Consider the following 23,568-nt stretch of genomic DNA (forward strand, 5'->3'; position numbering starts at 1 on the left):
TCGCGTGCCATTGCCATCTGCTGCACTCGCCCTGTCGCCGACTGCCTGAACCACGCCGCCTGCAATCCGCTGCCAGCTGCCAGCTGCCAACGCCAGCATCCTTGAGCATCGGCCCACGAAAAGCACTCATGCTCAAAGCATTTCAGGCGCAGTAGGTTAAGGCACGCATCTCAGCGAAACATCGTTACGCTGTGGGACACTCGATGCATCTTCGGACTGGCACCGAGATATGGGAAATGAACGACTGAAGGCCGCCCTGGACCCGTGGATGCGCGTGGAAACGTGGCACACCTTTCATCCGCTTGACGAGCAGCGCTTCCATCTAGCCCTAGCTGCCGCCTTCGAGGTGGTCGGCCTGCCTGCTGAAGCATTGGAGTTTGAGACCGCGATGCTGGCGCTCACGCGCAAGCACCACGGTGACGTGATGCTCCATCACATTGACGCGATCGAGGCCTATGCGCAGCTCGCCGAGGACATCAGCTTTTATCTCCACAACACGCGAGCATGACCGCCGCCATGAAGCGTATCCGCCACTTGCGCAGCCTGGTGCTTGCAATGCTTTTGGTCGTCTCACTTGTCGGGTGCGCAGCGACTGGCCCTGTCACTAGCCCGCTCATCGAAGGCCCCGTGCGTCTGGGCGAGATTGCGGCGGTCGACGGGCCCAAAGTGCGTCCCGACCAAGTGATTGAGGACAGCCGTTGTCCGGCCGATGTTCAATGCATCCAGGCTGGGCGGTTGATTGTCAAAGTGACAGTGATTGGCGGCGGCTGGTCCAAGCAGGTCGATCTAACGCTGGGTATTCCGGTCCCTGTGGCCGATGGCATGTTGACGCTGGTGGACGCCACACCCGTGCCCCTCAGCGGGGAGGCCGTCCCAGCATCTGCCGCTCGTTTCACGTTCAAGTTTCAGGGCGGCCGGTAGCCAAGCGTGTTCAACTTGCAGCGCCTTGGCCATTTGCGCTTTTAGCTTGGTTCGTCAGTGCTGGTGAGCCCGTGCCAGGACAAGATTTCCTCGGCCCGACGTCCGACAAACTGCGCGTCCTCGCTCGTCGCTGCCTTGCTCTCGATGGCGGCGGCCATGCTTGCAAATGCTCGCCAGAAGTGGCGACGATCGGGACTTGAGGCCCGCAGTGTCGGCACCGCTGCATCCAGGCGTTCGAGGTGGAGGCACAGCTCAGCTCTGTCCATGGGCTTGAGTATCGGCAGTGCTGTCGCGCCGCTTGAGACGCATCACCGTCAGGACAGCGCGGAGTCAGTTTTTTTGGGTGCCGGCACGACGCTGCTCAAGCGTCTCGCAGGGTGAGCGACCATTGGGTCCCACGTCCGGCAATCTCATATTGAACCTCCGCCGTTTACCACGCCATAGGTCCCGCGCGCGATGGGGTGTCAGAAAGTTCCGAACCAGGCGCATCAGCCTGGGATCCAGCCATGGCATGTTGACACTTACAGTGCGACTGCGCGTCTGAGGCAAACTGGACGCATGGATACAATTCGGGCCTACCGCCCTCACGACTCTGACGCATGCATTGAGCTGTTCGACGCGAACATGCCCACGTTCTTCAATGCTGAAGAGCGCCCAGATCTCGTGTGGTTCCTGATGCACCATGCTGCTGCTTGGCACTACCAAGTCGTTGAGCGCGCGGGTGACGTGGTTGGCTGCGCGGGCTACTCGGTTAATGCAGATGGCACGACGGCCAGCCTGTGCTGGGGCATGGTGCATCCAAAGCTGCACCGGCAAGGCCTGGGGACAACGCTGCTCTTGGCTCGACTAGAAGCCCTGCGCCTGACGGCAGGTGTTGAGAGGATTGTGTTGGACACCAGCCAACACACCCAAGCGTTCTATGCCCGCCACGGCTTCATTGCGCAGCAGGTGACCCAAGATGGATACGGTGCCGGCTTGGACCGGTGGGACATGGCGCTAGGCCTCAAGGGGCCACCATGACGCTGCTTAGCGTTCATAGAGTCAGATAAGGCCCCATCCACGCCATCAATGTGCATCACCATCACTGTGCCGGACGCGAGGCCATGAGGTCGCTCCATCTCGCGGGGTGCAGAGCACACCCAATGCCGGTATACCGAACATCATTTGTGTGCGAGGGGAGCATGCATCTTATCCGGGCCTACCAACGTGCCGTCCACGCGGCGCTCGTCGTTAGCTACGTCGCCTTGCTCTCTTATGCGGGCTGGATCGTGACGCATGTGCATTGAGTGAGCGGATCGTCGGAACCGCCTCTATTTCTGCGAGAGGGATCCGCCGCATGAACCTCGTTGCACAGGGGTAGCTGAGAGTAAGCACGGGGCGCACTGACGTTGTGATCGTCTCTAAAGAACTCAGAACGCCGTGGAGAGTGGAGCCGCGACTCAGCTCGACAAGGACATCGCCACGGACCGGCTTTAAACGATGAGTTCCGGATGGCTGATGCGTCACCTTAGATAGCATCTCCTGCGCTGTCCTCTTTGGCAGTCCGACTCGGCTGCCGCCGCAATTCCCCGGCTGCCCGCAGCGCTACTGATCAGCGCCATAGGCGACATACGCGAACTGCTTACTATCAGGGGACCAACTGTTAACGTTCATCGTCCCCTGCCCTCCAAAGACGCGTGCGACCGTCTTAGCCGATTGCCAGTCGTGATCCTCCACCAGCCGAATGTCGACCCATACGTCGCCTGGGTGGCCCGTCGTCCCAGGGGCGTAGGCGAGATAGGTAACGCATCGCCCATCTGGCGAAACGTGTGGGAACCAATTCGAACACTGGTCAAACGTTAGCTGAGTCAACTCAGTTCCATCGCAGCGCATGCGCCCAATTTGCATATGACCATCGAAGTATTCCGAGCTGAAGTAGATCCATTGGCCATCCGGGCTGTGTTCGCATCCGTCGGCTGCTCCGGGTCCCCGCGTTAGTTGGCGATAGTTACCGCCAGCAATGGTCATCGTGTAGATCTGCGCAGGGTGCTCGCCAGCTGAGGGCCTGCGGTGCACCCCAACGAAGGCCAGCCGACCATCGGTGGGATGAATGCCGTGGAGAAAGTGCATCAAGTCCTCGCTTTGCGAGATACGCTTGGCACCGGCACGCTCGAAGTTGAGCGCAGCCCGATAGATATGACCATCGTCTGCTGACAGATACACATGTCGGCCTAAGCGATCGACGACATGGTCGTTGTTAACAGGTGGCAGGTCTTCAATTTCCCAAGACCGAAGTTCGGAGGGGCCGAGCGTCAGCTGAAAAAGCTTTCCATCTCCGTTGAGAAGCAGCGCCTCACCTGTCGGCAGCCAGTTCGGGGCTTCCAGCATCACGTCGTCGGTAACAAAGATGCGCCTGGCCCGCGTCTCCGCCACGTCCATGATCCACACCTCGCAGCGCTGGCCCGTGCTGGACCTTCGATCTCTCTTCGGCTCGATTACTGAACTCCTTTGATAGCTCAGGCGGACGCCCGCCAACATGGTGCACAGCGATTTGCTGCTCATCAACCCTGGCCATCCTGCAGGAGGAATGGGCGCGCTCGCATGCGGCGAAAGCAACCTTTCTTGCAGAGCGTTCCTTCCAGCAATTCCGATCCAGGAGTGCCATTCAGAATTCAGGAACTGGACGGCATTCGGCCTATAGCCCACATAGGCTCTGCCGATATACGTTAAATCCCCAACCTTCCCATCGCATGTCGAACGAACTCAGAGCCCAGCTTCCCTTCGCCGGCCTAGATGACACCGCAAGCGAATTGCTGGAGCGTCTGGCTAGGGTGACCCCGTTGAAGACATGGGTTCTTGCGGAGGTCAAAAATGACCACTGGATCATCCGTGCCTGCACCGACGCGACCTTCGGACTGAAGGTCAACCAGTTCCTGAGTTGGCCCGAGTCCGTCTGCCGCAGCATGATGGTCATGGGCGGGCCTCAGTTCGCGCCCGATTTACAGAAGTTCGAGCACTTGGCACAAGCCGCAGTTGCAACAAGGCTCGGCATCGCGAGCTACCTCGGTGTGCCGATTCGAATCCCCGGGAAGGCGGAAGGCATGCTCTGCGGCCTGGACAACCAAGTGGTCGACGAGAAGCTTGAGCACCTTGTTCCGTTGGTCGAGACGTTCGGACGGGTTCTAGCCGGATCCTGGGAGCAGCACCTGGCAGAAGTTCAGCAAACGTCCACTGACATTCAAGGGTCGCACAGTGCTGGAATGCAGGACGGGCTCTATAACCTCAGCACCTTCCATGACCTCCTCCAAGCAGCAGCTGAGCATCGCCACAGCTCGGAACAAGGAGGGCTCTTGCTGTTTGATCTGGACACGAGCACCTCTGGCAATGATCTGCGGTCAGAGAACGACGTGTCGGTCGCCATCGCTCTGCTGAAGCAGGCCACACGCCCTCAAGACAGTCTGGCGCACTTGGCTCGCGGAGAATTCGCCTTGTTCCTGCCCGGCACTAGCGAAGCTGGCTTGGTGTCGGTAGCGCGGCGCATCCACTCCTCACTGAGTGAGAAGGGCTTGAGCGCTAAGTGGGGAGCGAGCTGGTTCAAGCAGATGCATCAGCTCAAAAGCATCGACCAGCTCATCAAGATAGGTCCACTGCGGACGAGTTGAGATTGCCTGTGTCAACTTAGAGGTCACCGGTCAAGAACTGGGCTCTACCAAAGCCGAAGGACCAATCCATATCAGCATTGTCGACGCAGGAGACCATCAAGTCTTCCGGTGCCAGATTACAGCGATCGCCGAGCATGTGCGCCAGTAAACTGTAAAAGCGCACTTTCTTTTCGGCTGAGCGCGGCCGTGTGGTGACCTGGATAAGAACTCGACGATCGCTGCGCTCGAAACCCAGACCGGTGTCTTGCATTATCAGATGGCTTGCTTCGTGCTCGTTGAGGATCTGGTAACGGTCACGGATGGGGACTTCAAAAGCCGAAACCATCGCGTCGTGGATCGCTTGTTGCAGTGCTGCTGTCTCATCGGCAGTTCGACCTTTGACGACATGGATGTTGATCAGTGGCATCGTGGTTCCTTAAGTGGTCCGGGCATAGCCCGTCGATGATGTTGCGCGCAGCTCTTGATGAAGAAGGCGAATGAGCTCGGCCGCGGGCATTTCACGAGCAAGTGGAGCTCCCTGCCCAGCCCAGTGGGCAGCAAACGCGTGAATACCTTTCTTCGCCGCAAGCGCATGCAGTTGCTTGGCGGCGTCATACGCAACTGGATAAGACGCAGGTGATGGTGCACCCGGGGCTTCACAGGCGGCGATGAACCGGTTGGTGATGCCACGTGCAGGCCGGCCTGAAAGCGTTGCGGTAAGGCGGGTGCTCGCAGCAGGCGCCCCCTTGAGGGCGTCGCGATAGGCATCGCTTGCAGCCGATTCGGGGCAGAGGATGAATGCAGTTCCCAGCTGTGCCGCAACCGCCCCAAGATCAAGCGTGGCCCTGATGCCTGCTCCGTCCATGATTCCACCAGCAGCAACGACAGGGAGCCCGGCCTTGCGGACCAGCAGTCTCACCAGCACTGACGTAGGTAGCTTCTCATCCGGCTTGGCAGGATCAAAAGTGCCCCGATGTCCCCCCGCTTCCACACCCTGCGCAACAATGGCGTCCACTCCAGTCGCCTCGATTGCACGAGCCTCTTCCAGGCTCGTGGCGGTGGCGAGCGTCGTGATACCCGCCTGCCGCAACGCACTGACTTGCTCACCCGTGGGTAAACCAAAGTGGAAACTGACCACGCGCGGCTTGAGTTCCACCAACATCCGGAAAGCTTCTTCGTTACCAAGAAAGCTCGCGTAGATTTCATTCAACGCAGCTGGCGGCGCCGCATCTAGTTCCTCAAACAACGGTGCTAGATGGGCCAGCCATGCCGCTTCAGTTGCAACTTCCCGCTGCGCCGGGGCATGACAAAAGACGTTCACGTTGAAGGGCCTGGATGTTTTGGCTTGTGTCTCAGCAATAGCTCTGCGCGCCTGAGCCACGGTGCTCGCACCGATGCCGATCGATCCAAGCGCTCCCGCATTGGAAACGGCTGCCGCCAAGGAAGGCGTTGAGACACCGGCCATGGGCGCCTGAATGATAGGAACCGATAGGCCAAGGCCTTGGATAGCATCCATCGCGCTCATGTCGGCAACACCTCTTCAGAAGGGCCAAAGAACTCGTAGTGAATCCGATCGATCGAGACACCCTCTTGGATCAAACCAGCGACAAGAAACCTCAGGAAAGGCTTTGGCCCACAAAGATAAATGTCCGCGTCCTTGAGGGGGGTGTTCTGCCGCAGCCAGGTGAGGTTGATGTATCCGCTTTGAATATCTGGCTCACCGTCGGCACGGTCATAAAACGTTGCAACCGTAGTGCTTCCATGATGTTTGGCAAGCGACTTCACGTGCTCACTGAAGGCATGTGTCGCGCGGTCACCGGTGCCGTGGACATACCACGTGCGTAACCCGCGATGCTTCTCTGCAATCGTCTCCAACATGCTCACCATCGGGGTTAAGCCCACGCCTCCCGAGAGCAGCACGACGGGGCGCTTTGGATGTGCAGTGAGGTGGAAGTCACCCGTCGGCGGGGTGCACTCCACGACGGTGCCCACCTCGGCATGGTCGTGCAGGAAGCGCGATGCCACCCCTTTCGCTTCACGTTTGACGCTGATGCGGTAGTGGTCATCGTTGGGCGCACAAGAGATCGAATAGTTGCGTTTAACGCCCGGAAGACCTGCATCGTCGAGACGGAAGGTCAGGTATTGCCCCGCCTTGTGGGGGACTACCTTGCCTCCGTCCCAAGGCTTCAAAATGAAAGAGGTGATGATCTCGCTTTCTGATTGACGCTCGGCGATAACAAAGCGCCGCCAATCGACCCAGCCCCCTACTTGGCTGCTGATGTCTTCTCTGATCTGAGATTCTCTTGCCTTGAGGACACCGGCAAGGAACCAATACGCCTCTCCCCACGCGCCCAATACCTCGGGCGTCGCGGCTTCTGCAAGGGAATCTTGGATGGCGCCCAGGAGGGCTTCCGCCACAAAAGGATAGTGCTCCGCCTTGATGGCATAGCCGACATGCTTCTGGGCAATACGCTCCACCGCCCCATTGAGGGCCATGAGGTTCTCGATATTTTTCGCGTAAGCCAGGATCGCACCAGCAAGCGCTTGCACCTGGGCACCGTTCTCTTGGTTGGACTGATTGAACAACGCAGCAATTGCTTTGTTCTCAAACAGACGGCGATACATGACGCGAGCAATCAGCTGACCGTGCTCCGCCAGCGCCGGCACGGTGGCCTTCACGACAGCAATGGTTTGGGGGGACAGGACGGGGGACAAGCGCGTTTCCTCGAAATGGGACGTTCACATTAATTCTTTATTTGAGAATACACTATCCATCACGTTCCTTTAAGGAGAACTAAATTGGATCTCGCAGCCTTGACCGTTTTTCGGACGGTTGCACGGGAACGGAGCGTCACGCGGGCAGCGGAGCTGCTAGACCGCGCTCCTTCGAACGTGACAACACGGATTCAGCAGCTGGAAGCGGAGATAGGAATTGCCCTGTTCCAGCGAGACAAGCGGCGCATGGATCTGACTGCGGAGGGTGCGACCTACCTGGACTACGCGGAGCGGATCCTGAATCTCGCGGACGAGGCGCAACAAGTCGTCAATCCCACCGAGCCCCTGGGCACTTTGCGCATCGGGACGATGGAAGCGACGGCGGCTGCGCGACTTCCCATGCCACTGGCGCATTTCAGCGCTGAGTATTCCGATGTCACCCTGGAAGTCTCCACAGGCCCCACCCAGCATCTTTTGGGTGAGTTGTCAGCGCGTCGGATCGACTGCGCTTTCATTGCGGTGCCGGAGGGGGACTGGTGGGTCTCCCCTACCGAAGTCGATCGAACGCCAATCTTTCGGGAAGAGCTGATCCTGCTGTTGCCACCAGGACATCCCCCAATCGATGGACCTGATGACATCAGGCCGGCCGGGCTCGCAGCGTTCCGGTCAGGGTGCACTTACCGCATGCTGGCCGAGGAATGGATCGCTGCAGGCGCTTCAAAACGCACCAAGAAGCATGTCCAGGAAGTGGGCTCCTACCACGCTATCTTGGCGTGCACGGCAGCAGGGTCCTGCTTTTCGGTTGTGCCGCAAAGCGTGCTGGACATCATGCCCAATGCGTCAGCGTTCACCCAAAAGCGCTTGATGCGTGCGGACACTTGGTTGGCCACACGCCCAGGCTTCAAAACGCCGGCATTTGAGGCTTTTCTGGCTGAGTTGCTGAAATCGAGTGATCTGTCAGCAGATGATCATGCGGCAACGTGATGCCATTGCCTCACTTGCTGCGGCGCTCGTGCTGGTGGTCGGCATGGGCTTCGGGCGCTTCGCCTTCACTGGACTCTATCCCTTGATGGTGACAAGTGGCCAGATCTCCGTAGGTGGTGGTTCCTATGCTGCAGCGGCGAATTACGCCGGCTATCTCGTCGGTGCATTACTGACCGCCCTTCTGACCCGTGTTTCGAGCCACAAGCTCTGCCTTGCATCGGTGGTAGCGACAGTGGTGTTGGCGGGCCTGCTGTCCCTCAGGCTTCCGGAGTGGACGATCATCGCTATCCGAGGACTCGCGGGGGCCGCCAGCGCGATTTCTATAGTGGCAGCGACACATTGGTTGATCCATGACAGGGACCATCACCACGGAGCCCCGGCGCTCTTCGCGGGCGTGGGGGTTGGCATCGTGCTATCGGCCGAGCTGATTGCAGTCAGCACGTCTTTGGGCTTTTCGAGCTTCGGGATCTGGGCAGTTCTTGGACTTGGCGCCCTGCCTTTGTCGATCATCGCAATGGCATTGCAGGCACGCCAGGAGCGCCACGTCATTTCGGCTCCTATGCATCCTCAGCACCGAACGCGTGAGGCATCAGCCTCGATTGGGCCATTGCGGCTAGTGGCGGTTTACGGTCTTGCAGGCTTTGGCTACATCATCGCCGCAACCTGCCTCCCCTTGCTCGTCCGAACTGCCGTTAGCTCCATCGACCCAATCCATGTCTGGGCGATCTTCGGCATAGGTGCGGTGCCGTCCTGCTTTTTTTGGCACAAGCTGAGCATCCGCTGGGGTTCCAATCGCAGCCTGATGATCAACTTGGTTATCCAGGCCATCGGCGTCGCCCTGCCGGCGATTCACTCATCGGCAGCCTACATGCTCAGCGCACTGCTTGTGGGCGGCACCTTCATGGGCACAGTCACCATTGCGATGCCGGCAGCACGCGCAATCGCCGAGTGCGTGCGCTTCAACATGCTTGCCGTGATGACCGCTGCCTATGGGGTCGGTCAGATCCTGGGACCGCTTCTGGCGAGCCGGCTATATGCAGCGAAAGGAACCTTCGACACCTCGCTCTACATCGCCGCCGCGGCCCTGATTTTGGCCGGGGTGCTGTGCATCGCCCCAAGACGCGCTCAGCAAAGTGCATCGCTGACCGATGGCAGACTTGCAGGACTGCATTAACGCCGCTCTCGACAGCACTCCTAAAACATGACGCCAGGCGTAGCGCAGCTGCCTGCTGCGGCATGCGAGAAAGCTCGTTCACTCGCTGCTATTGCGTCCCCAGATACCTGCCATCTTCCCAAGGATTCCTATGTTTCACGGCCTTAGCGCGTTCCCGCTCACTCCGCTTGTCGGCGGATCCATTGACAAGCTTTCCCTTGCACGCCTGATTACAAGGCTGGTTGACGCTGGCGTGGACTCCTTGGGCGTTCTGGGGTCAACTGGAAGCTACGCTTATCTGGAGACAGCAGAGCGCAAGACGGTGCTCCGAGAGGCTATCTCGCACGCAAAGGGCTTGCCGGTGATTGCCGGCGTTAGCGCAATGCGAACTCAGACTGCAATCGGCTTGGCGTTGGATGCAGAGGATGCGGGAGCGGCTGGATTGCTGCTTGCGCCAATGTCGTATCAGACGCTTCAAGAAGATGAGGTCTTTTCTCTCTACGAGACAGTCTCGGCTGCAGTGCGCACACCCATCTGTGTTTACGATAACCCCGCCACGACACGCTTTACCTTCTCAGACGCGCTCCATGGTCGCATTGCAGTGCTGCCAAACATTGCCTCCATCAAGATCCCAGGCGTGCCCGAAGGGCAGTCCGCCGCGACTGAACGGGTGAGTCGCTTGCGTGCGCTTATCCCCCCTCACGTCACCATCGGAATAAGCGGGGACCCCATGGCCGCTCGCGGGCTCATTGCCGGCTGTGACGCATGGTATTCCGTCGTGGGCGGGCTCTTCCCGGAGCTAGCGATGAAGCTCACCCATGCAGCCAGAAACGGCGCCGCAGATGAAGCGTTGCATCTGTCGGACCGGCTCTCGCCGCTGTGGGCACAGTTCCAAAAGCATGGTGGAAGCATTCGCGTGATGGCGACCGCCGCCTCGTTACTCGGCCTCTGCGAACCCGATAACCTTCCACATCCATTGCACTGTCTTTCAGGAGTCGACCGCACTGAGCTGTCCGATGTTCTTGGAAAACTAGACCTGCTATAGCCACGGGTTTTGCAGCGGCCCTCCCCTGGCTGGCCGGTCTAGAAAATCACACTTGAGCAACCTAGTCGCCAATCCAGCTTCATCCCGCGGCATGAGACGTCATTCGCTGCGGCCGGATAGGGAAACACCTACAGTCCAGCCCGCCTATTGCCGACAGCCTTTTGGGGCACTACTCCTTCACGATGGCGCATCGCCAGAAAAGTCTGGCGGCTAGCTCTGACGATACGGTCAGGCCAAGCACACCAAGGAGGAACACTGTTGGGCGTTACCGCAATTCGGCGCGTGGGCGATTACCTGCTCACGGCCCACGTTACCCCGGCTGGCGGGAAGTTCTTACCAGAGCTCCTGATCTCCAAGCCCGGCGGCATTACGCTTCATAGTCATCGCGTCCCCAGTGTTCCCTTCACTGACCGCAGCGCGGCGTATGACTACGCAAAACAGTGGATGGCGACGTGCCATGTGTCGAGCACAGGCGCGGTTAGCGTGACCTAGCAGGAACGTCTAAGACTGCTCTCTGGCTTGTGGGAAGCAGCGCTCAATGCGCTCGTTCCACGCGGCCAACTGTTCAAGCGTGTAGACCTCGATCGGCTTCGCTGTTGCCGACGAGGCTTTGTTCTGCGCGACCGTCGCCACCAAGGACGACGACAGGCGGTCCCAGCAGCGCGTCAGCAACGCCGGGTCGGGATGCGAGGCGAGCATCGCCTCCAGCACCGCTCCTTGAGCCACCCTTGCCGCTTGCAGGTCACTCAGTGCGTCAGCGACCGCAGCCATCCATTGCTCACTCAACTGCTCCATTTCTTCCACAGCGCTTGGTTGGGAGTGGATAGCCTACTCGGAACTCGCAACCATCTGTCACCCCAGGCCTCGAGCGAGAAGGACAAGACTGAACAAAAAAGGATGATCGCCGGCACTGGGAGACCAGCTTGCTAAAGGCCATGTAAGTAGGAAATTTCCCCACAGGTCAGTTTCTTAAGGCGAGGAAACTCTTCTCTTTGCCTATGTTTCAGTATGGAAAGACATGGCCGCTATTGGGAGAAGTGGTGTCCGGCTTACAGAGCTTGGCCATCCAAGCCTTCCTCTCCTTGAGAAAACCATGATCAATTTCCTTCAGCGCTACAACGTCGGACACCGTCTGGGCGCATCCTTTGGCATCTTAATTTTGCTGTCGGGTCTTCTCGTTGCTGCTGGACTGAGCACCATGGCCAGCGCCAGGCAGCAGTTGGACTTCATTGTTCTCGATCGCATGGCCAAGATTGAGATGGGCAATGGCATGCTCGATTCAAACTCCTCTATCCTCATCGCGCTGGGCACGTATGCGATGACGACGACCGACGCGCTCAACGAAGAAGCGCTGAAGACCATCAAGGCACAACGGCAGCGCTATAACGATCTGCGCACAAAACTCGATACGCTCTCCAGCTCAGAAGAGGGTCTCAAGATCCGCGCGGCCATGGATGAACGCCGTGCCGCCTCGGCGAAGGTTAACGACGAAGTCATTGCGTTGGCAGCCAAGAACGATAACGCTGCTGCTCAAACCCTGCTGAGTGAAAATGCGCGCCCGGCCACACTGGCTTGGCAAGACAAGATTCGCGAACTGGTTACACGCCAGGAAAAGCAAAGTCACGAATCCTACGAACAGGCGGTCCAGTCCATGGCCCGTGGCAAGCTGTTGCTCATCATTGGCGGCGTGGTCGTCGTTGTCATCAGCAGCCTCTTGGCCTGGCTAATCACCCGAAGCCTGACAACCCCTCTCGCACGCGCCACCAAGGCTGCTGAAGCGATTGCTAGCGGTCAGCTCAGCAACGACGTGCAAACGCAGTCCAAGGATGAGACTGGCCGCTTACTGCGCGCCATGCACGGGATGCAAACCCAGCTTCAAGCGTTGTTGACCGCCCAGGGCGATATGGCCAAGCGTCACGATGACGGGCAGATCAGCTTCCGTATAAATGCCGAGGCCTTCCCCGGTGACTACGGTCGGATGGCTAAAGATACCAATGCCCTCGTGACATCGCACTTGGCTGTCCAGTCCAACCTTGCACGGATCATGGGCCGCTACGCCATCGGTGACCTGAGCGAGAGCATGGAGCGCTTGCCCGGTGAAAAAGCCGTGCTGACGCAGACCATGGACGAGGTCAAAGCCAACCTGTCTGCCATGAACATCGAGATCAAGCAGCTGGCGCAGTCCGCCGCCAACGGTGATTTCACGGCGCGCGGCGATGCCGAGCGTTTCCAATATGATTTCCGCGTCATGGTGGAGAGCTTGAACCTGCTCATGGCCACCGCTGACAGCAACCTGCAATCGCTGTCCTCGCTGCTGCAATCCATCGCTGCAGGTGACCTCACCGCGCGCATGACGGGCGAGTTCAAGGGGGTCTTCGCCCAGATGCGCGACGACGCCAACACCACTGCTGCGCAGCTTGCAGAGATCGTTGGGCGCATCCAGCAGTCGGCAGTGTCCATCAATTCGGCAGCCAGCGAGATTGCCGCCGGCAATCAGGACCTGTCGCAGCGCACCGAACAACAGGCCGCCAACCTGGAGGAGACGGCTGCCTCCATGGAAGAGCTGACCTCCACCGTTCGCCAGAATGCGGAGCACGCACGCCAGGCCAACCAGTTGGCCATCGGTGCCGCAGGCGTCGCCTCCCAGGGCGGGGAAATCGTCAGCAAGGTGGTGGGGACCATGGCCGGCATCGAGGCCTCGTCCAAGAAAATTGCCGACATCATCTCCGTGATTGACGGCATCTCGTTCCAGACCAACATCCTGGCCTTGAATGCTGCCGTGGAAGCGGCGCGGGCTGGTGAGCAAGGTCGTGGTTTTGCGGTGGTTGCATCGGAAGTGCGGACGCTGGCACAGCGTTCCACCGCTGCGGCCAAGGAGATCAAGACCCTGATCGACGACTCTGTCGAGCGCGTTACCGAAGGCTCCACGCTAGTGCATACGGCGGGCACCACGATGGCCGAGATCGTCTCCAGCGTGCAGCGCGTCACCGACATCATGGGTGAGATCTCCGCAGCGTCCCAGGAACAGTCGGCCGGCATCGAGCAGGTCAACATCACGGTCACGCAGATGGATGAAACGACGCAGCAGAACGCGGCTCTGGTTGAAGAAGCCACTGCCGCTGCACGCTCCATGGAAGAACAGGCCGTCCAGCTCACGGAGGCCGTCGCGGTGTTCAAGATTGAGGCAAGAACCGCAACAGTCCGAATGCCAACCACGCTGTCTCCGCTCCGTAAAAACAGTGTTCGTAAGTCCGATTCCGCTGTAGCATCTGCAAAAAGGGCTGCCCCAACTCAGAAGCATATTGCTGTTGCCCCAGGCAATGACTCGAACTGGCAAGAATTCTAAGCTGTGACGTTAGGATACCCGGCGCTGCCGGGTATCCTTCACCAGTGACACGACAGTTCTTTTTAGCACCTCTATTAAAGATGTAGACAGCCCCTGTCCCAAAGCCGCTTTAGTCAAAAAACCGGTTTGCACGTTTACATATCCGTCGTTGATTGCCTGCTCTGACGGTGCATGGGCTTGCCGGAGGTTGTAAGTGAAATCACACCTCAACGTGAGCTTCTGTAGGAAAGACCAAATCCGGAGCACCTGCTTGCCATTTGAATAGCTGGGCAAGGGCCTTGTCTGCCGGAACTATGAGCCACTCCCGTGGATCCCCATCGATGCAAAGCGGTCTAGCAAAAGGCTCTGACTTTGATAGAGACGTTAACAACGAAAATTCAAATGTCAAAAATCCCCCCATCATCCTCTCAGAGACAATTACTGGGCAGAATCTAGGTCTATCAGTCAAGGTGTGCCACTCACCCATGAAGACTTTACCTGACAGAGAAAACAAAGAAGAAAATCCGAAAACCTTGACGAAATATCTTTTCTCGTCCCACAGCGCACGGTCATCTAGGTTCAAATCCTTGAACGTTTGATCATATATGAAAGGCGTTCGTCGAATCATTTTGCGTCCGAACCTCGCGCGAAGCGACCTTGTCAGCAGTCCATCTGCCGTTACCACGTCCCCATAGCGGTGTCCCTCCACGAGGGCAAGCCGCTGTGTTTCTTCAACGAGTTGTAAGACCTTGATCAAAAAAATTCTCCTCGGCATCATCCAAGACATGGATAACGCCTGATCGATGACTTCTCTATGGCACTTTTAGCAGGCAACGAGTGAAGGGGCGAGACGACACCTTAACCGTTAATAGCTCACTATTAATTTCGGAATTTTTCTAGGACCTGATGCCCCTATTCACGTCTGACGACACTGATATCGAGAACGCCCCGGCATGGCGCAGCGGCCTTGCCAGAATCGCTCAGCACGCCATATGCCAGCCGTGAATGGGCTCTGCACCTGTATCGATGTCATTGCCCCCGCCCGGCTGCGTGCGAATGGGCAAGGACACAGGCGAGGAAGAAATATCGGAGACTTGCTGCGACTATGTGCGCGTGCCGCAATTAGACGTCAGCGATTATATTTGAAGATATTCTCAAGCCATTGCAGTGGATGGCCCTGGCTCGCTGGAAGTGAAATTTTTATTGCGAAAATCGTCTATTGCGCTTAAGTCAGACAACCAGACGGCGGCCCACTCCCATGCGAAACAAGCGCTAGACCTATCCTTGACCGTTCTTAGCTTCGAGGAAACCGTCAGGTGCTGAGCAACGAAGCACTGAATTAGCTCCTGGGATGAACTTCGTCGCACAACAATGCGGATTTGGCTTTCTGCAGCCTGCAACGCGGAAAGTCCCTAAGTGCAAGGCACGGCCAGAGTAAAGCAAGCCCCCTGCCCGGGCTTCGATTCCACCTCGATGAATCCGTTGGCACGACGGATAGTGCCGTAGACCTGAGAAAGGCCAAGCCCCGTGCCTTTTCCCGGAGGTTTGGTTGTGAAATAGGCCTCAAACAGCCGCCCAATCACCTCAGATGCGATGCCCTGTCCGCTGTCCTGCACCTTAAGGAGCACATACCCGCCAGGTGAATGCGAAGCACCGCTTGGCACCTGCTCAATGACACAACTCTCTGTTGAAACGGTGATCGTGCCGGCATCGCCACAGGCATCTCGGGCGTTGACCACCAAATTCATGATGGCACGCTCCAAACTATGCGGATCGACCATGGCCATAGGGATATTGAACTGAGGTTGGAACTGGAGCGTGATGCCGAGTCCTACTACTTGATCCAACAGAGGCATCATTCCACGCACGATCCCGCCGACGTCAACGCTCTGCGGCAGGTAAGGATGGTGGCGCGCGAACCCGAGCAACCGCTGTGACATCGTCGCGCCCTGTTGCAAAGCGATTTCAGCCATGCCCAAGAGTTTACGATCTTTTTCGTCGACACCCCCTCTAAGAAGCACCATCTCTAAGGCACCAGACGCAGCCTGAAGGACGTTGTTAAAATCGTGCACCATGCCGGCTAGCAGTTGACCTACGGCCTCTCCCTTCTGCGCCTGCTCTGAAACGGCCTCGGCCATGCGTTGGGCCGCGCGTGCAATATCGAGTTCAACTTGTAATTCTTGAGCTCGTATATCGGCCTGGCCCAAGTTTGCTTGGGTAGCGCCGGACAACTGGGTCTGAGCTGGCGCCGACGCAGCCTGACCACTCAAGCTGTGGTTCAGCGTCCGCAACGCAATTTCTGCAAGCCGGCGTTCCGTAACATCACGGTTAACAGCCAAAACGGACTCAACCACTCCCTGTTGGTTCGTGAGTGGGCTGGTGGAGATAAGCCAAAAACGGCGCTCACCGTTAGGTGTCAGGCATTCCGCGTCGAATTGCCGACGCTCCCCACGAATGGCTGCGGAAATGGCCTCATCAACCATCGCCCTGACTTCCTCTGGCCAAAGAGAGGACCATTGCTCGCCGACTACACGCTCCGCGTTTTCAGCAGCGATTCTCGCCACTCCATGAGAGTTGACAAACATCACCCGACCATCAAGGGAGACCTCCTTGATGGAATCAGGGGACATTTCCACGATTTGACGATACCGCTCGTATGAAGGAAGCATCTTTTTTGTTCAGAAAAAAACACAGATATCACGCACATTTTGCACTGTGGAGGCCAACCTCACTAGCATCACCTATTCGAACCGACCCAAATGACCTCCTTGACTGAATGCGTCATCCTTGTGGTAGACGACGATGAGCTAACCCGCGAATTGGCAGAGATATTGCTGACCGAATACGGCTATTTCGTGGTAACCGCAGGAGATGCAAGCCAAGCGCTGGATCGGCTGCGCTGTCATCCTGAAATCGGTTTGATCTTCACAGACCTGCAAATGCCCGGCTCCATGGACGGAAAGGACCTGCTACATCATCTCCGTATGGATGGATGCAATCTTCCTGCCATTCTTACTTCGGGCATTGGCTACACTCCTCCAGACCTGCCTAGCTATACGAAATTCCTAAGCAAGCCTTACAAGCGCTCTCATCTGGTCAGCCGTATACAAGAGTCGCTTGTGGCGTGACCCGATTGCTCCGATCTCCGCAATACAACCGGCCACACGAATACATTGTTAGAAACGTTGATTTATTCACACATTTAACAGCGAGTTTTCGGAACTCTGAAGATGTCGCTGTGATTTCAAAGTCTCAGAGCGCCCGGGTCGCCCAACAGCGTCACGCTCTGCACGTGAGTAGTCAGCATAGTTTGCAACGTCTGTGCACTCCAGCGTTACCGATACTCAAGCCCATGGCAAGACAAGATTTCCTCGGCTCGACGGCCGACGAACTGCGCGCCCTCGCTCGACATAGCCTTGCTCTCGATGGAAGCGGCCATGCTGGCAAAAGCGCGACAGAAGTGACGGCGATCGGGAATGGATGCCGGCAGCGTTGGCACGGCCGCATCCAGACACTCAAGGTGACGGCGAAGCTCGCCTCTATCCATAGGCTCAAGTATCGGCTGCGCTGCTGCACTGCCCGAGACGCACCTCACCTTGATACCGCAGGAGCCCCACGATGGTGCGCTGACGTAGCGCGGAGCTGACGAGACGCCTCGCAGTTACCGGCGTCCAGCTCTACTCGGCGGTAGCACGTAGAGCGGCTATTCCTCCAACCCACCTGGGCGCAGCCACGATCGGACCTCTTGCGAGTGCCGGCAAGACGCTGCTCAAGCATCGCGCGGAGTGAGCGACCATCGGTTCCGCATCCGGCAACGTCAGGTTACACCGCGGGCGTTCCGTAGCCTATAGGCCCCAAACACCTTGGGCTGTCTGGAAGTTCTGAGCAGGGGCGCCACCGTCCCCTTGCGCAATTAAACATAGGCCTAGCCGAGGCCGAGCACCTCATTGCTCGGCCGGGTCTTCGTAAGCACCACGATTCCAAAACCGGCAGCGCCAGGGCACGACATCCTCCAAGAACATGGTTCGCGGATTCGATAGGCTGCGCCCTTCGCATACCTACGCGCATCAAGGCACACGTTCAAAAAGCAGCGTGTCGCGTTGACCCTTGACGAACATTGAAAGCGTCGCGCTGCCATCCGGACGAATCTGCATGGCGGCTTGGCCGTCGCTGAGCTGACGGCAATATCCGCTGTCGTTAGGGCCGATCCAGGCAGTCAGAGCCCCCGACACACGCCCCGCGTATCGCAGTTGCACTTGGCAGTCCCGCGGGGCTCCATAGCTAAGGCGACCAATCACGTCACCCGGTTGAACCGATGTTGGCACAAGGTCCAACTCTGCAGAAAACCGGCCCCACATCCGCCAGCGTCCGGCTTCAGCCAGCTCTGCCCTTTTCTGGTCAAGGGTGACGACCAGAGGCGGCTCTTTTCCCAGCAACGTTAGCTCTATGCTCTCTACGGTGCCATCCGTCACCTGGAGTCGGGCCTGTCTACCAGACTGCGCATCACAGAACTTTCCGCCATTGCGCGTCGTTAGCGTGTAGGCATCGTTTTGTGCCCGCAATTCCAGGGTGCAGTTGAAGGGGGGTCCAAACCGCAAGTCCGCGGCCTGGGGGCTGCTACTACCTGCCGCGCGCTCACTCAAGCGGACATAAACCGGGCCTGTGGCTTCGCTCGTGGGCAGAATTCCCCGCCAATCACCGGCTGGAATGCCATCAGCCGGAACTGCCTGAGCGATAGGTGGCGTTATACAAATCGCCAGGACTAAAGCGACGCGAAAGATGTGATTCAGACATTTACCTTCATTAGACATTGGCGCCTCTTACCGAATTAGACAGCATGGAATGACCAATTACGCCGTTTCTCACACGCTGCCATTGGCAGCCATGAGGCACGTATATGATGACCATGAATCGCCCTTGGGACCGAGACCTTTAGCAGAAATTTCAAAGCCAGTTCCCGGCACGGCATGCCGTTACTCAGCAATACCAGTGCAGACCGCCGGTGGCCGGGTTGGCACTCTTGTTGAGCTAGATGCAGCACTCGCTACTGACGAACAGCGAGCGGTCGGCTCGGAGGTAGTCCAATACCACGCCATCGAAGTGATCCATGTTAGTCAATTTCCTTAATCACCCTCAGTATCTCAAAATAATACTAACAAAAATTTCCTGTAATTTAAGAATGGTACATATTACAAGCTAACAAACCAGGACCTCTGCCTCGCCCATAAAAAATTAAACAGTATGGTTTTGACTACGCAACCGCGAACAACTACCCCCTTAAAACCCTTGCTGCGTATAGATTTTGTCAAACGAAATAGATCGGATCCGCAGGCCGAGGAAGAACTCCACTTGGTCGTCCCTGGAGTTTGCATGAGGAAATAAAAAGCCGTTCAATTTCGATTGACGTTTGAGCAGATCGTCGTATCCCTACTTCCATTGTAAACAATGGAAGCAACGCAGTGACTCACCCACTTAACGACATCATCAGCAGTTACATCGACACACCCAACGGCGGCCTTGTCTTGGAAGGGATCAAGATTGGCCGAGTAACGTTTGAAAAGATCACAATCACCAACCGTGAGGGCGCGTTCAATGCCCAGGACCTTATCAATACGGTTTTAAGCAAGACTGCTCGCATCCGGAGTGGCAAGCACGGCACGCGATACGCCGAGCTGCTGCCGCCCGGCAGCCCTGGTCGCCTCCTGTCTATCGAGATCGAAGACTTCTCATTGCACCAGCGCCGCCGTTACTTGAAGTCCGCCACCGTCAAGGACTATGCCCGGACCTTAAACCTGCTGCTACTGACGTGCGGTGACATCCCCGTTTCCCGTATTGACCACACCCACGTTGAGCGCCTGTGGGACCTCTTGCGATGGGCACCCTCCGCTTTGCTGCAGGATCCCAAACTGCGCGCGATGACGGTCGACCAAGTGATTGCGCTGGGCCAAGCCAACGGGGTTCAAGGCGTGTCCCACGCCACTCTCAAGAAGCACAACCTTTGCCTGACCAACTTCTTCCGACGCTTGGTGGCTACCCGCGCTATTCCTGGAAACCCCATGACGGCGATGGGGAAGATCAAGAAGAACTTGGTGACCGACCCAAACCGTGGCAAGAAAGCTGAGCGATTCCTGGAGGAAGCAGAACTTCAGAAGATCTTCGACCCCGACGCGTTCGTCGCTTGGGCAAAGAAATGGCCCCATCGCTGGTGGTGCCCCATCTTGGCCCTCTACAGCGGCGCGCGTGTCAACGAAATTGCGCAACTCAAGGTCCACGACATCGTGAACGAGAACGGGATTTGGTGTATCGCTATCCAGCTCACGGTCGACGACGATTTGGCAGGCAACGAACACTTCCAGACACGCCAGACAGTGAAAGGAGCCTCCGCCCTCCGGCGGATTCCCATCCATCAGGCGGTGCTAGATGCCGGCTTTCTCGACTTCATCAAGGACATCAAAGCATGTGGCCATCCGCGGCTGTTTCCCCATCTCTCTGCGGGTGTCTGCGAGGCGTCGGGGGAAACCAATGCCCGCTACAGTCAAGGCTTGGTCATCCAGTTCAGCGCCTACCTCAAGAAGCTAGGCTTTGGAAAAGGGCTTGGTTTCCATGCCTTCCGCCACACACTTTCCACCAAGCTCAAGCATGCCCGGGTTCCGCAGGAGGACGTGGCTACGATTACGGGGCACTCCGAGAACAACCGCTTCCCTGTGTTGAACCTCTATCAAACCACAGAGAACCCCGAAGAGCGGGCCCGCCAAGTGGCGGCGCTGCAACGGTTCAACCCGCCGGTGGTGCTTCCGAAATACGAGCGAGGGCAGTTCAAGGAGCGGTTGCGGGACAAGCAAAAGTTTTACCCCTGACCGTGCCCTGCCCTGATGTCAGGTTTTGCAACCTTGTTGCGGTGCTGTCGCCACCGCTATGTCGCCTGCTTCGACCCCCGTTGTTGGGCAACTGAAGACGTAGGCCAAACGACTGACGCAGCCGGCTCAAACCTCAACGCCCTTCTCCCCCTCCTTCCCCACCCTTCCGGAATTCAATCATGAGCATCACCAGCACGCCTACTGCCGAACATCTGTCCTCTCTCCTCAATCAACGCCTACCTGGCAAAGTAACCTTTCGAACACCTCGCAGCACCGCAAGCACCGCAAGCACCGCATTTGTTATGAATGCCGGATCTCACCGCCAACGCCCGCAGCGTCTTGCTGAGAGCGACCTAGCGACGATTTTCGCATCTCCGGTCTACGATCAATGGGCAGCCAACGAACCGCTGCTTTTTTGGGCCCCCTTGCTCGGACTCTACATGGGTGTCCGGGCATCGGAGGCGGCTGCGCTGTCTATCGACGACATCATCGAACCCGCTGGGCTGATGTGCATCGTGCTCAAGAATCGAGCTGCGCCGGAATCGGAAAGCGCCACTGCCTCCAAATACCGAACTCGACAGAGGCATAGCGCAGGGTCAATTCCGGTGCCGAAAGTGTTGCTTGATGCCGGGTTTCCGGACTACGTCGCAGCCATCAAAAGCAAGGACAGGCGGGAACTCTTTCCCACCAGCCAGAGGGAGCGAACAGCCGACACAGCCGCATGGCTTAGGAGCAAGTTCGCTCGATACTTGCGCTCTCATGGCATCAAAAAAAGCGGATTCTCAGCGCTACGCCAGACCTTCGGAGAGCGCTTGATGGGTGCTGACATCAGCTGGGCTGATAAAAGGGAGTTGGCCCGAGCGTCAGAGCGCCACTTCCCGGCTTTTACGTGGTTCTTTTACCCAAGTTGTCGGATGAGTAGCCTAAAAAAATCGCTGAATAAGATCTCCTGTGATGGGCTGACCTTGCCACGCTTTATGGGCGACCAGGTGCTTGTGCGCAAGCATGGGGCTGCCCGTTACGGGTGACTCTTCCAGCCTCAGAAAAAGCGAAGCAGATCGCAGAGGAGCGGAACCCCAGCTTGTGCTACCTAATTCGTTTTGCACTATGGTGAACACAGGAAGAGCGACCTTCTCTTGTGTTTATAGGTCTACTGTTACTCAGGCACGGCTACCCTGTCATGGCTCGCCTGTCATCCCCAATCACGGCTTCTTAAAATCCTCAGCGGTGAGTGGCTTGAGGTCCAAGTGCGCACGGCGAGCCAAGTCCTTCTGGGCATCCGCCCTTTCTGCGTTGACGCAATCTGGCGTGTCCCGGAGTTGGCCGGGGTTGTCGCGACACCGAGCCAGAACGGCCTTCCGTTCCCCGTCGTGTTCATCATAGTAAGTCACCGTCTTCGGTGTCGCAGCGGGTGCTTGGCTGCTCAGTGAGAGGCCACACACCAGAGCGGTCAGCAATCCACGAATTTGCATCGTTACCACTCCCTGCTTACTCGGATGTGTCAACGTATCGCTACGCCCCGACGAGTGCAACAGCTCAGGACGAGAAGTTCCCGAAAGCCTAGGCCGGCAGCTAACGTCGCACGAAGCAACCTCTCACCTTGAGCGGAAGACCTCTGGTTGAATGCCGCCCCCTAACCGCATCCCCCATCGGATGACCAAGCCCCCAAAAAAAACACGAGGTAGAACGCAGTTTTACGACGTTTGCTGGCGACCGAACTCGATGCCAACGACGTTCCAGCGTTCCAGAAATTGCCCTGGTCACTGGCCACAGCACCGATCCAAGGGACCGCGTCCAAGTGCTATGCAAGCACTACCTCCACAAGAGAAGCCGCAGGTGACGCGCAGCAAGCAGATCAGCGCTTTGGAGCTGTATCAGCCCAACGTGGAGCTGCCGCGCTACCAGCGTGGGCAGTTCCACGTATTGTTATCCGACGCCAGCAAGTTCTATCCTTGAGGAGATGGAAGAATCTTTGAAGGATGGCGAGATGGCTGAACATCCAATCTACCGCAATGCCCTCAACGCGATTCAAGTCGGCGTTGAGGACTTTAATGATGGCTCACCTCCCCGCCTCTCTTCTGCGGTGCGCAACCTAACTGCAGGCATCCTACTCCTCTGCAAAGAGAAGCTTCGTCGCTTATCGCCCGAAGACGAAATACTGATCTGGAAGCAGCTAAAGCCACGACTCGATGACGAAGGACATGTTGCCTTTGGAAAATCGGGAGATACGACAGTGGATGTCAACGATATCCTGGAACGCTTCAAGTCATGCAAAGTGGATGTGGATGCCAAGCTCTTACGACAAATCACTACCATCCGAAACAAGGTAGAGCACCACCACGTTGAGGATGTCGGTCAGATTCGAGGTGCTTTCGCTGATGGCTTGCTGTTCCTCTCTCAATTCATGCCGACGCATTTAGGTGTCGATCCACAGGAAGAGATCGATGAGGGCGCGTGGGCTTCACTGGTCGAAGAGAAGGAGATTGAAGATCACCTACGAGCAGAGTGCCGATCATCCTATGAGGACATGGATGGACCGGAGGCACTTTTAGAAGCAGTAAAGAAAGAAGGGTGCCCCCAGTGTAGCTCGCAGCTTGTCAGACAGATTGATCGTCAAAACAAGAATCCGTTCGAAGCTCAGTGGGCTTGTAGATCTTGTGGTCATAGCAGCTCAAATCAAGAGTGGCTCGGGCGGATACTTCCTGATTACTTTGCCGGAGCAAGCTTTCTGGCCGTGAAAGATGGCGGACCTGATCCACTGGACACCTGCCCCGAGTGCGATGAAGAGGCATACGTTTATGAAGAGCAGATGTGCCTTGCTTGTGGCTACCAACATCAGGCTAGAGAGTGCTTGGTTTGCTCAGTGCCCCTTGGACTGGACGAATATGATGAGGTGATATGTTCATATCATAGGCATATTGCCGAAAAGGAGCGCGACCGTTGACATG

23 protein-coding genes and 1 pseudogene are annotated in these 23,568 nt (G+C 57.5%); 13 read left to right on the forward strand and 11 right to left on the reverse strand.

All coding sequences use genetic code 11. The features are described from left to right. Positions 1-229: 229 nt before the first annotated feature. Positions 230-508: a hypothetical protein gene (locus AC1PLU_RS13715; RefSeq protein WP_481106515.1), complete on the forward strand. Its 279-nt coding sequence runs from the start codon at positions 230-232 to the stop codon at positions 506-508. Continuing rightward, positions 505-921, forward strand: a complete 417-nt coding sequence (locus tag AC1PLU_RS13720; RefSeq protein ID WP_481106516.1) for a hypothetical protein — start codon at positions 505-507, stop codon at positions 919-921. Before AC1PLU_RS13715 ends, AC1PLU_RS13720 begins: the two co-directional genes overlap by 4 nt. 41 nt (positions 922-962) lie before the next feature. Here AC1PLU_RS13720 and AC1PLU_RS13725 read toward each other — a convergent pair whose 3' ends face one another. Further along, complete coding sequence (locus AC1PLU_RS13725; RefSeq protein WP_481106517.1) at positions 963-1,187, reverse strand: hypothetical protein; 225 nt, start codon at positions 1,185-1,187, stop codon at positions 963-965. A 358-nt stretch (positions 1,188-1,545) separates the two neighbouring features. On the opposite strand from AC1PLU_RS13725, the gene AC1PLU_RS13730 reads away from it, so the two are divergent. Then, positions 1,546-1,941: a GNAT family N-acetyltransferase gene (locus AC1PLU_RS13730; RefSeq protein ID WP_481106518.1), complete on the forward strand. Its 396-nt coding sequence runs from the start codon at positions 1,546-1,548 to the stop codon at positions 1,939-1,941. A gap of 564 nt (positions 1,942-2,505) precedes the next feature. On the opposite strand, the gene AC1PLU_RS13735 is transcribed toward AC1PLU_RS13730, so the two are convergent. Further along, complete coding sequence (locus AC1PLU_RS13735; protein WP_481106519.1) at positions 2,506-3,462, reverse strand: TolB family protein; 957 nt, start codon at positions 3,460-3,462, stop codon at positions 2,506-2,508. A 188-nt stretch (positions 3,463-3,650) separates the two neighbouring features. On the opposite strand from AC1PLU_RS13735, the gene AC1PLU_RS13740 reads away from it, so the two are divergent. Continuing rightward, positions 3,651-4,562 (forward strand): GGDEF domain-containing protein, encoded by a 912-nt coding sequence (locus AC1PLU_RS13740; protein ID WP_481106520.1) that lies wholly within the window; start codon positions 3,651-3,653, stop codon positions 4,560-4,562. A 16-nt stretch (positions 4,563-4,578) separates the two neighbouring features. Here the strand turns inward: AC1PLU_RS13740 and AC1PLU_RS13745 are convergent, their stop codons facing one another. From AC1PLU_RS13745 to hmpA, 3 genes are read right to left on the reverse strand one after another with little or no spacing between them, the layout of a single operon-like run. Beyond that, the gene (locus tag AC1PLU_RS13745) at positions 4,579-4,968 is read right to left on the reverse strand and encodes a tautomerase family protein (protein WP_481106521.1); all 390 of its coding nucleotides are present in this window, start codon (positions 4,966-4,968) and stop codon (positions 4,579-4,581) included. A 9-nt stretch (positions 4,969-4,977) separates the two neighbouring features. Continuing rightward, complete coding sequence (locus tag AC1PLU_RS13750; protein WP_481106522.1) at positions 4,978-6,066, reverse strand: NAD(P)H-dependent flavin oxidoreductase; 1,089 nt, start codon at positions 6,064-6,066, stop codon at positions 4,978-4,980. Continuing rightward, on the reverse strand, positions 6,063-7,256 hold the full coding sequence (hmpA, locus tag AC1PLU_RS13755; protein ID WP_481106523.1) for an NO-inducible flavohemoprotein: 1,194 nt from the start codon (positions 7,254-7,256) through the stop codon (positions 6,063-6,065). Before hmpA ends, AC1PLU_RS13750 begins: the two co-directional genes overlap by 4 nt. An 84-nt stretch (positions 7,257-7,340) precedes the next feature. Between hmpA and AC1PLU_RS13760 the strand changes: the two genes are divergently transcribed. From AC1PLU_RS13760 to AC1PLU_RS13770, 3 genes are all read left to right on the forward strand, one after another. Then, complete coding sequence (locus AC1PLU_RS13760) at positions 7,341-8,240, forward strand: LysR substrate-binding domain-containing protein (RefSeq protein ID WP_039518608.1); 900 nt, start codon at positions 7,341-7,343, stop codon at positions 8,238-8,240. Continuing rightward, positions 8,227-9,414 carry a YbfB/YjiJ family MFS transporter gene (locus AC1PLU_RS13765; RefSeq protein ID WP_481106524.1) on the forward strand — a complete coding sequence of 396 codons (1,188 nt, stop codon included), beginning with the start codon at positions 8,227-8,229 and terminating at the stop codon, positions 9,412-9,414. The genes AC1PLU_RS13760 and AC1PLU_RS13765 overlap by 14 nt, the downstream gene beginning before the upstream one ends. Positions 9,415-9,544: 130 nt before the next feature. Further along, on the forward strand, positions 9,545-10,438 hold the full coding sequence (locus AC1PLU_RS13770) for a dihydrodipicolinate synthase family protein (RefSeq protein ID WP_481106525.1): 894 nt from the start codon (positions 9,545-9,547) through the stop codon (positions 10,436-10,438). Between the two features lie 501 nt (positions 10,439-10,939). Here AC1PLU_RS13770 and AC1PLU_RS13775 read toward each other — a convergent pair. Beyond that, positions 10,940-11,233 carry a hypothetical protein gene (locus AC1PLU_RS13775; protein WP_481106526.1) on the reverse strand — a complete coding sequence of 98 codons (294 nt, stop codon included), beginning with the start codon at positions 11,231-11,233 and terminating at the stop codon, positions 10,940-10,942. Positions 11,234-11,531: 298 nt separating this feature from the next. On the opposite strand from AC1PLU_RS13775, the gene AC1PLU_RS13780 reads away from it, so the two are divergent. Next, positions 11,532-13,784: a methyl-accepting chemotaxis protein gene (locus tag AC1PLU_RS13780; RefSeq protein ID WP_481106527.1), complete on the forward strand. Its 2,253-nt coding sequence runs from the start codon at positions 11,532-11,534 to the stop codon at positions 13,782-13,784. A gap of 199 nt (positions 13,785-13,983) precedes the next feature. Here the strand turns inward: AC1PLU_RS13780 and AC1PLU_RS13785 are convergent, their stop codons facing one another. Beyond that, a complete protein-coding gene (locus AC1PLU_RS13785; protein WP_211920734.1) occupies positions 13,984-14,550 on the reverse strand; it encodes a hypothetical protein in 567 nt (188 codons plus the stop codon). A gap of 625 nt (positions 14,551-15,175) precedes the next feature. Then, positions 15,176-16,393, reverse strand: a complete 1,218-nt coding sequence (locus tag AC1PLU_RS13790) for a two-component system sensor histidine kinase NtrB (RefSeq protein WP_244812132.1) — start codon at positions 16,391-16,393, stop codon at positions 15,176-15,178. Between the two features lie 129 nt (positions 16,394-16,522). Between AC1PLU_RS13790 and AC1PLU_RS13795 the strand changes: the two genes are divergently transcribed. Further along, a complete protein-coding gene (locus tag AC1PLU_RS13795; RefSeq protein ID WP_104541406.1) occupies positions 16,523-16,891 on the forward strand; it encodes a response regulator in 369 nt (122 codons plus the stop codon). Positions 16,892-17,097: 206 nt separating this feature from the next. On the opposite strand, the gene AC1PLU_RS13800 is transcribed toward AC1PLU_RS13795, so the two are convergent. After that, on the reverse strand, positions 17,098-17,310 hold the full coding sequence (locus AC1PLU_RS13800) for a hypothetical protein (RefSeq protein ID WP_244812133.1): 213 nt from the start codon (positions 17,308-17,310) through the stop codon (positions 17,098-17,100). Positions 17,311-17,830: 520 nt separating this feature from the next. After that, the gene (locus AC1PLU_RS13805; RefSeq protein ID WP_481106528.1) at positions 17,831-18,574 is read right to left on the reverse strand and encodes a hypothetical protein; all 744 of its coding nucleotides are present in this window, start codon (positions 18,572-18,574) and stop codon (positions 17,831-17,833) included. Positions 18,575-19,222: 648 nt separating this feature from the next. On the opposite strand from AC1PLU_RS13805, the gene AC1PLU_RS13810 reads away from it, so the two are divergent. Next, complete coding sequence (locus AC1PLU_RS13810) at positions 19,223-20,620, forward strand: site-specific integrase (RefSeq protein WP_481106529.1); 1,398 nt, start codon at positions 19,223-19,225, stop codon at positions 20,618-20,620. Positions 20,621-20,799: 179 nt separating this feature from the next. After that, entirely contained in the window at positions 20,800-21,648 is an 849-nt protein-coding gene (locus tag AC1PLU_RS13815) for a site-specific integrase (protein ID WP_481106530.1), read from the forward strand. A 174-nt stretch (positions 21,649-21,822) separates the two neighbouring features. Here the strand turns inward: AC1PLU_RS13815 and AC1PLU_RS13820 are convergent, their stop codons facing one another. Then, positions 21,823-22,092 carry an EexN family lipoprotein gene (locus AC1PLU_RS13820; protein WP_481106531.1) on the reverse strand — a complete coding sequence of 90 codons (270 nt, stop codon included), beginning with the start codon at positions 22,090-22,092 and terminating at the stop codon, positions 21,823-21,825. A 225-nt stretch (positions 22,093-22,317) separates the two neighbouring features. On the opposite strand from AC1PLU_RS13820, the pseudogene AC1PLU_RS13825 reads away from it, so the two are divergent. Then, positions 22,318-22,576 (forward strand): annotated as a pseudogene (locus AC1PLU_RS13825) (integrase); the annotation flags it as partial. Positions 22,577-22,580: 4 nt separating this feature from the next. Continuing rightward, the gene (locus AC1PLU_RS13830) at positions 22,581-23,564 is read left to right on the forward strand and encodes a hypothetical protein (RefSeq protein ID WP_481106532.1); all 984 of its coding nucleotides are present in this window, start codon (positions 22,581-22,583) and stop codon (positions 23,562-23,564) included. Positions 23,565-23,568 lie beyond the last annotated feature (4 nt).

The sequence above is a fragment of the Xanthomonas sp. NCPPB 2933 genome (assembly GCF_056725225.1).

What these genes read in the sequence shown, in the direction of transcription:
- AC1PLU_RS13820 (WP_481106531.1), bottom strand. Translation starts at nt 22,092, where the DNA reads ATGCAAATTCGTGGATTGCTGACCGCTCTGGTGTGTGGCCTCTCACTG.
- AC1PLU_RS13785 (WP_211920734.1), bottom strand. Translation starts at nt 14,550, where the DNA reads ATGTCTTGGATGATGCCGAGGAGAATTTTTTTGATCAAGGTCTTACAA.
- AC1PLU_RS13805 (WP_481106528.1), bottom strand. Translation starts at nt 18,574, where the DNA reads ATGTCTAATGAAGGTAAATGTCTGAATCACATCTTTCGCGTCGCTTTA.
- AC1PLU_RS13765 (WP_481106524.1), top strand. Translation starts at nt 8,227, where the DNA reads ATGCGGCAACGTGATGCCATTGCCTCACTTGCTGCGGCGCTCGTGCTG.
- AC1PLU_RS13745 (WP_481106521.1), bottom strand. Translation starts at nt 4,968, where the DNA reads ATGCCACTGATCAACATCCATGTCGTCAAAGGTCGAACTGCCGATGAG.
- AC1PLU_RS13780 (WP_481106527.1), top strand. Translation starts at nt 11,532, where the DNA reads ATGATCAATTTCCTTCAGCGCTACAACGTCGGACACCGTCTGGGCGCA.
- AC1PLU_RS13770 (WP_481106525.1), top strand. Translation starts at nt 9,545, where the DNA reads ATGTTTCACGGCCTTAGCGCGTTCCCGCTCACTCCGCTTGTCGGCGGA.
- AC1PLU_RS13750 (WP_481106522.1), bottom strand. Translation starts at nt 6,066, where the DNA reads ATGAGCGCGATGGATGCTATCCAAGGCCTTGGCCTATCGGTTCCTATC.
- AC1PLU_RS13800 (WP_244812133.1), bottom strand. Translation starts at nt 17,310, where the DNA reads ATGGATAGAGGCGAGCTTCGCCGTCACCTTGAGTGTCTGGATGCGGCC.
- AC1PLU_RS13715 (WP_481106515.1), top strand. Translation starts at nt 230, where the DNA reads ATGGGAAATGAACGACTGAAGGCCGCCCTGGACCCGTGGATGCGCGTG.
- AC1PLU_RS13795 (WP_104541406.1), top strand. Translation starts at nt 16,523, where the DNA reads ATGACCTCCTTGACTGAATGCGTCATCCTTGTGGTAGACGACGATGAG.
- AC1PLU_RS13775 (WP_481106526.1), bottom strand. Translation starts at nt 11,233, where the DNA reads ATGGAGCAGTTGAGTGAGCAATGGATGGCTGCGGTCGCTGACGCACTG.
- AC1PLU_RS13725 (WP_481106517.1), bottom strand. Translation starts at nt 1,187, where the DNA reads ATGGACAGAGCTGAGCTGTGCCTCCACCTCGAACGCCTGGATGCAGCG.
- AC1PLU_RS13720 (WP_481106516.1), top strand. Translation starts at nt 505, where the DNA reads ATGACCGCCGCCATGAAGCGTATCCGCCACTTGCGCAGCCTGGTGCTT.
- AC1PLU_RS13735 (WP_481106519.1), bottom strand. Translation starts at nt 3,462, where the DNA reads ATGAGCAGCAAATCGCTGTGCACCATGTTGGCGGGCGTCCGCCTGAGC.
- AC1PLU_RS13830 (WP_481106532.1), top strand. Translation starts at nt 22,581, where the DNA reads ATGGAAGAATCTTTGAAGGATGGCGAGATGGCTGAACATCCAATCTAC.
- AC1PLU_RS13730 (WP_481106518.1), top strand. Translation starts at nt 1,546, where the DNA reads ATGCCCACGTTCTTCAATGCTGAAGAGCGCCCAGATCTCGTGTGGTTC.
- AC1PLU_RS13790 (WP_244812132.1), bottom strand. Translation starts at nt 16,393, where the DNA reads ATGTCCCCTGATTCCATCAAGGAGGTCTCCCTTGATGGTCGGGTGATG.
- AC1PLU_RS13815 (WP_481106530.1), top strand. Translation starts at nt 20,800, where the DNA reads ATGAGCATCACCAGCACGCCTACTGCCGAACATCTGTCCTCTCTCCTC.
- AC1PLU_RS13740 (WP_481106520.1), top strand. Translation starts at nt 3,651, where the DNA reads ATGTCGAACGAACTCAGAGCCCAGCTTCCCTTCGCCGGCCTAGATGAC.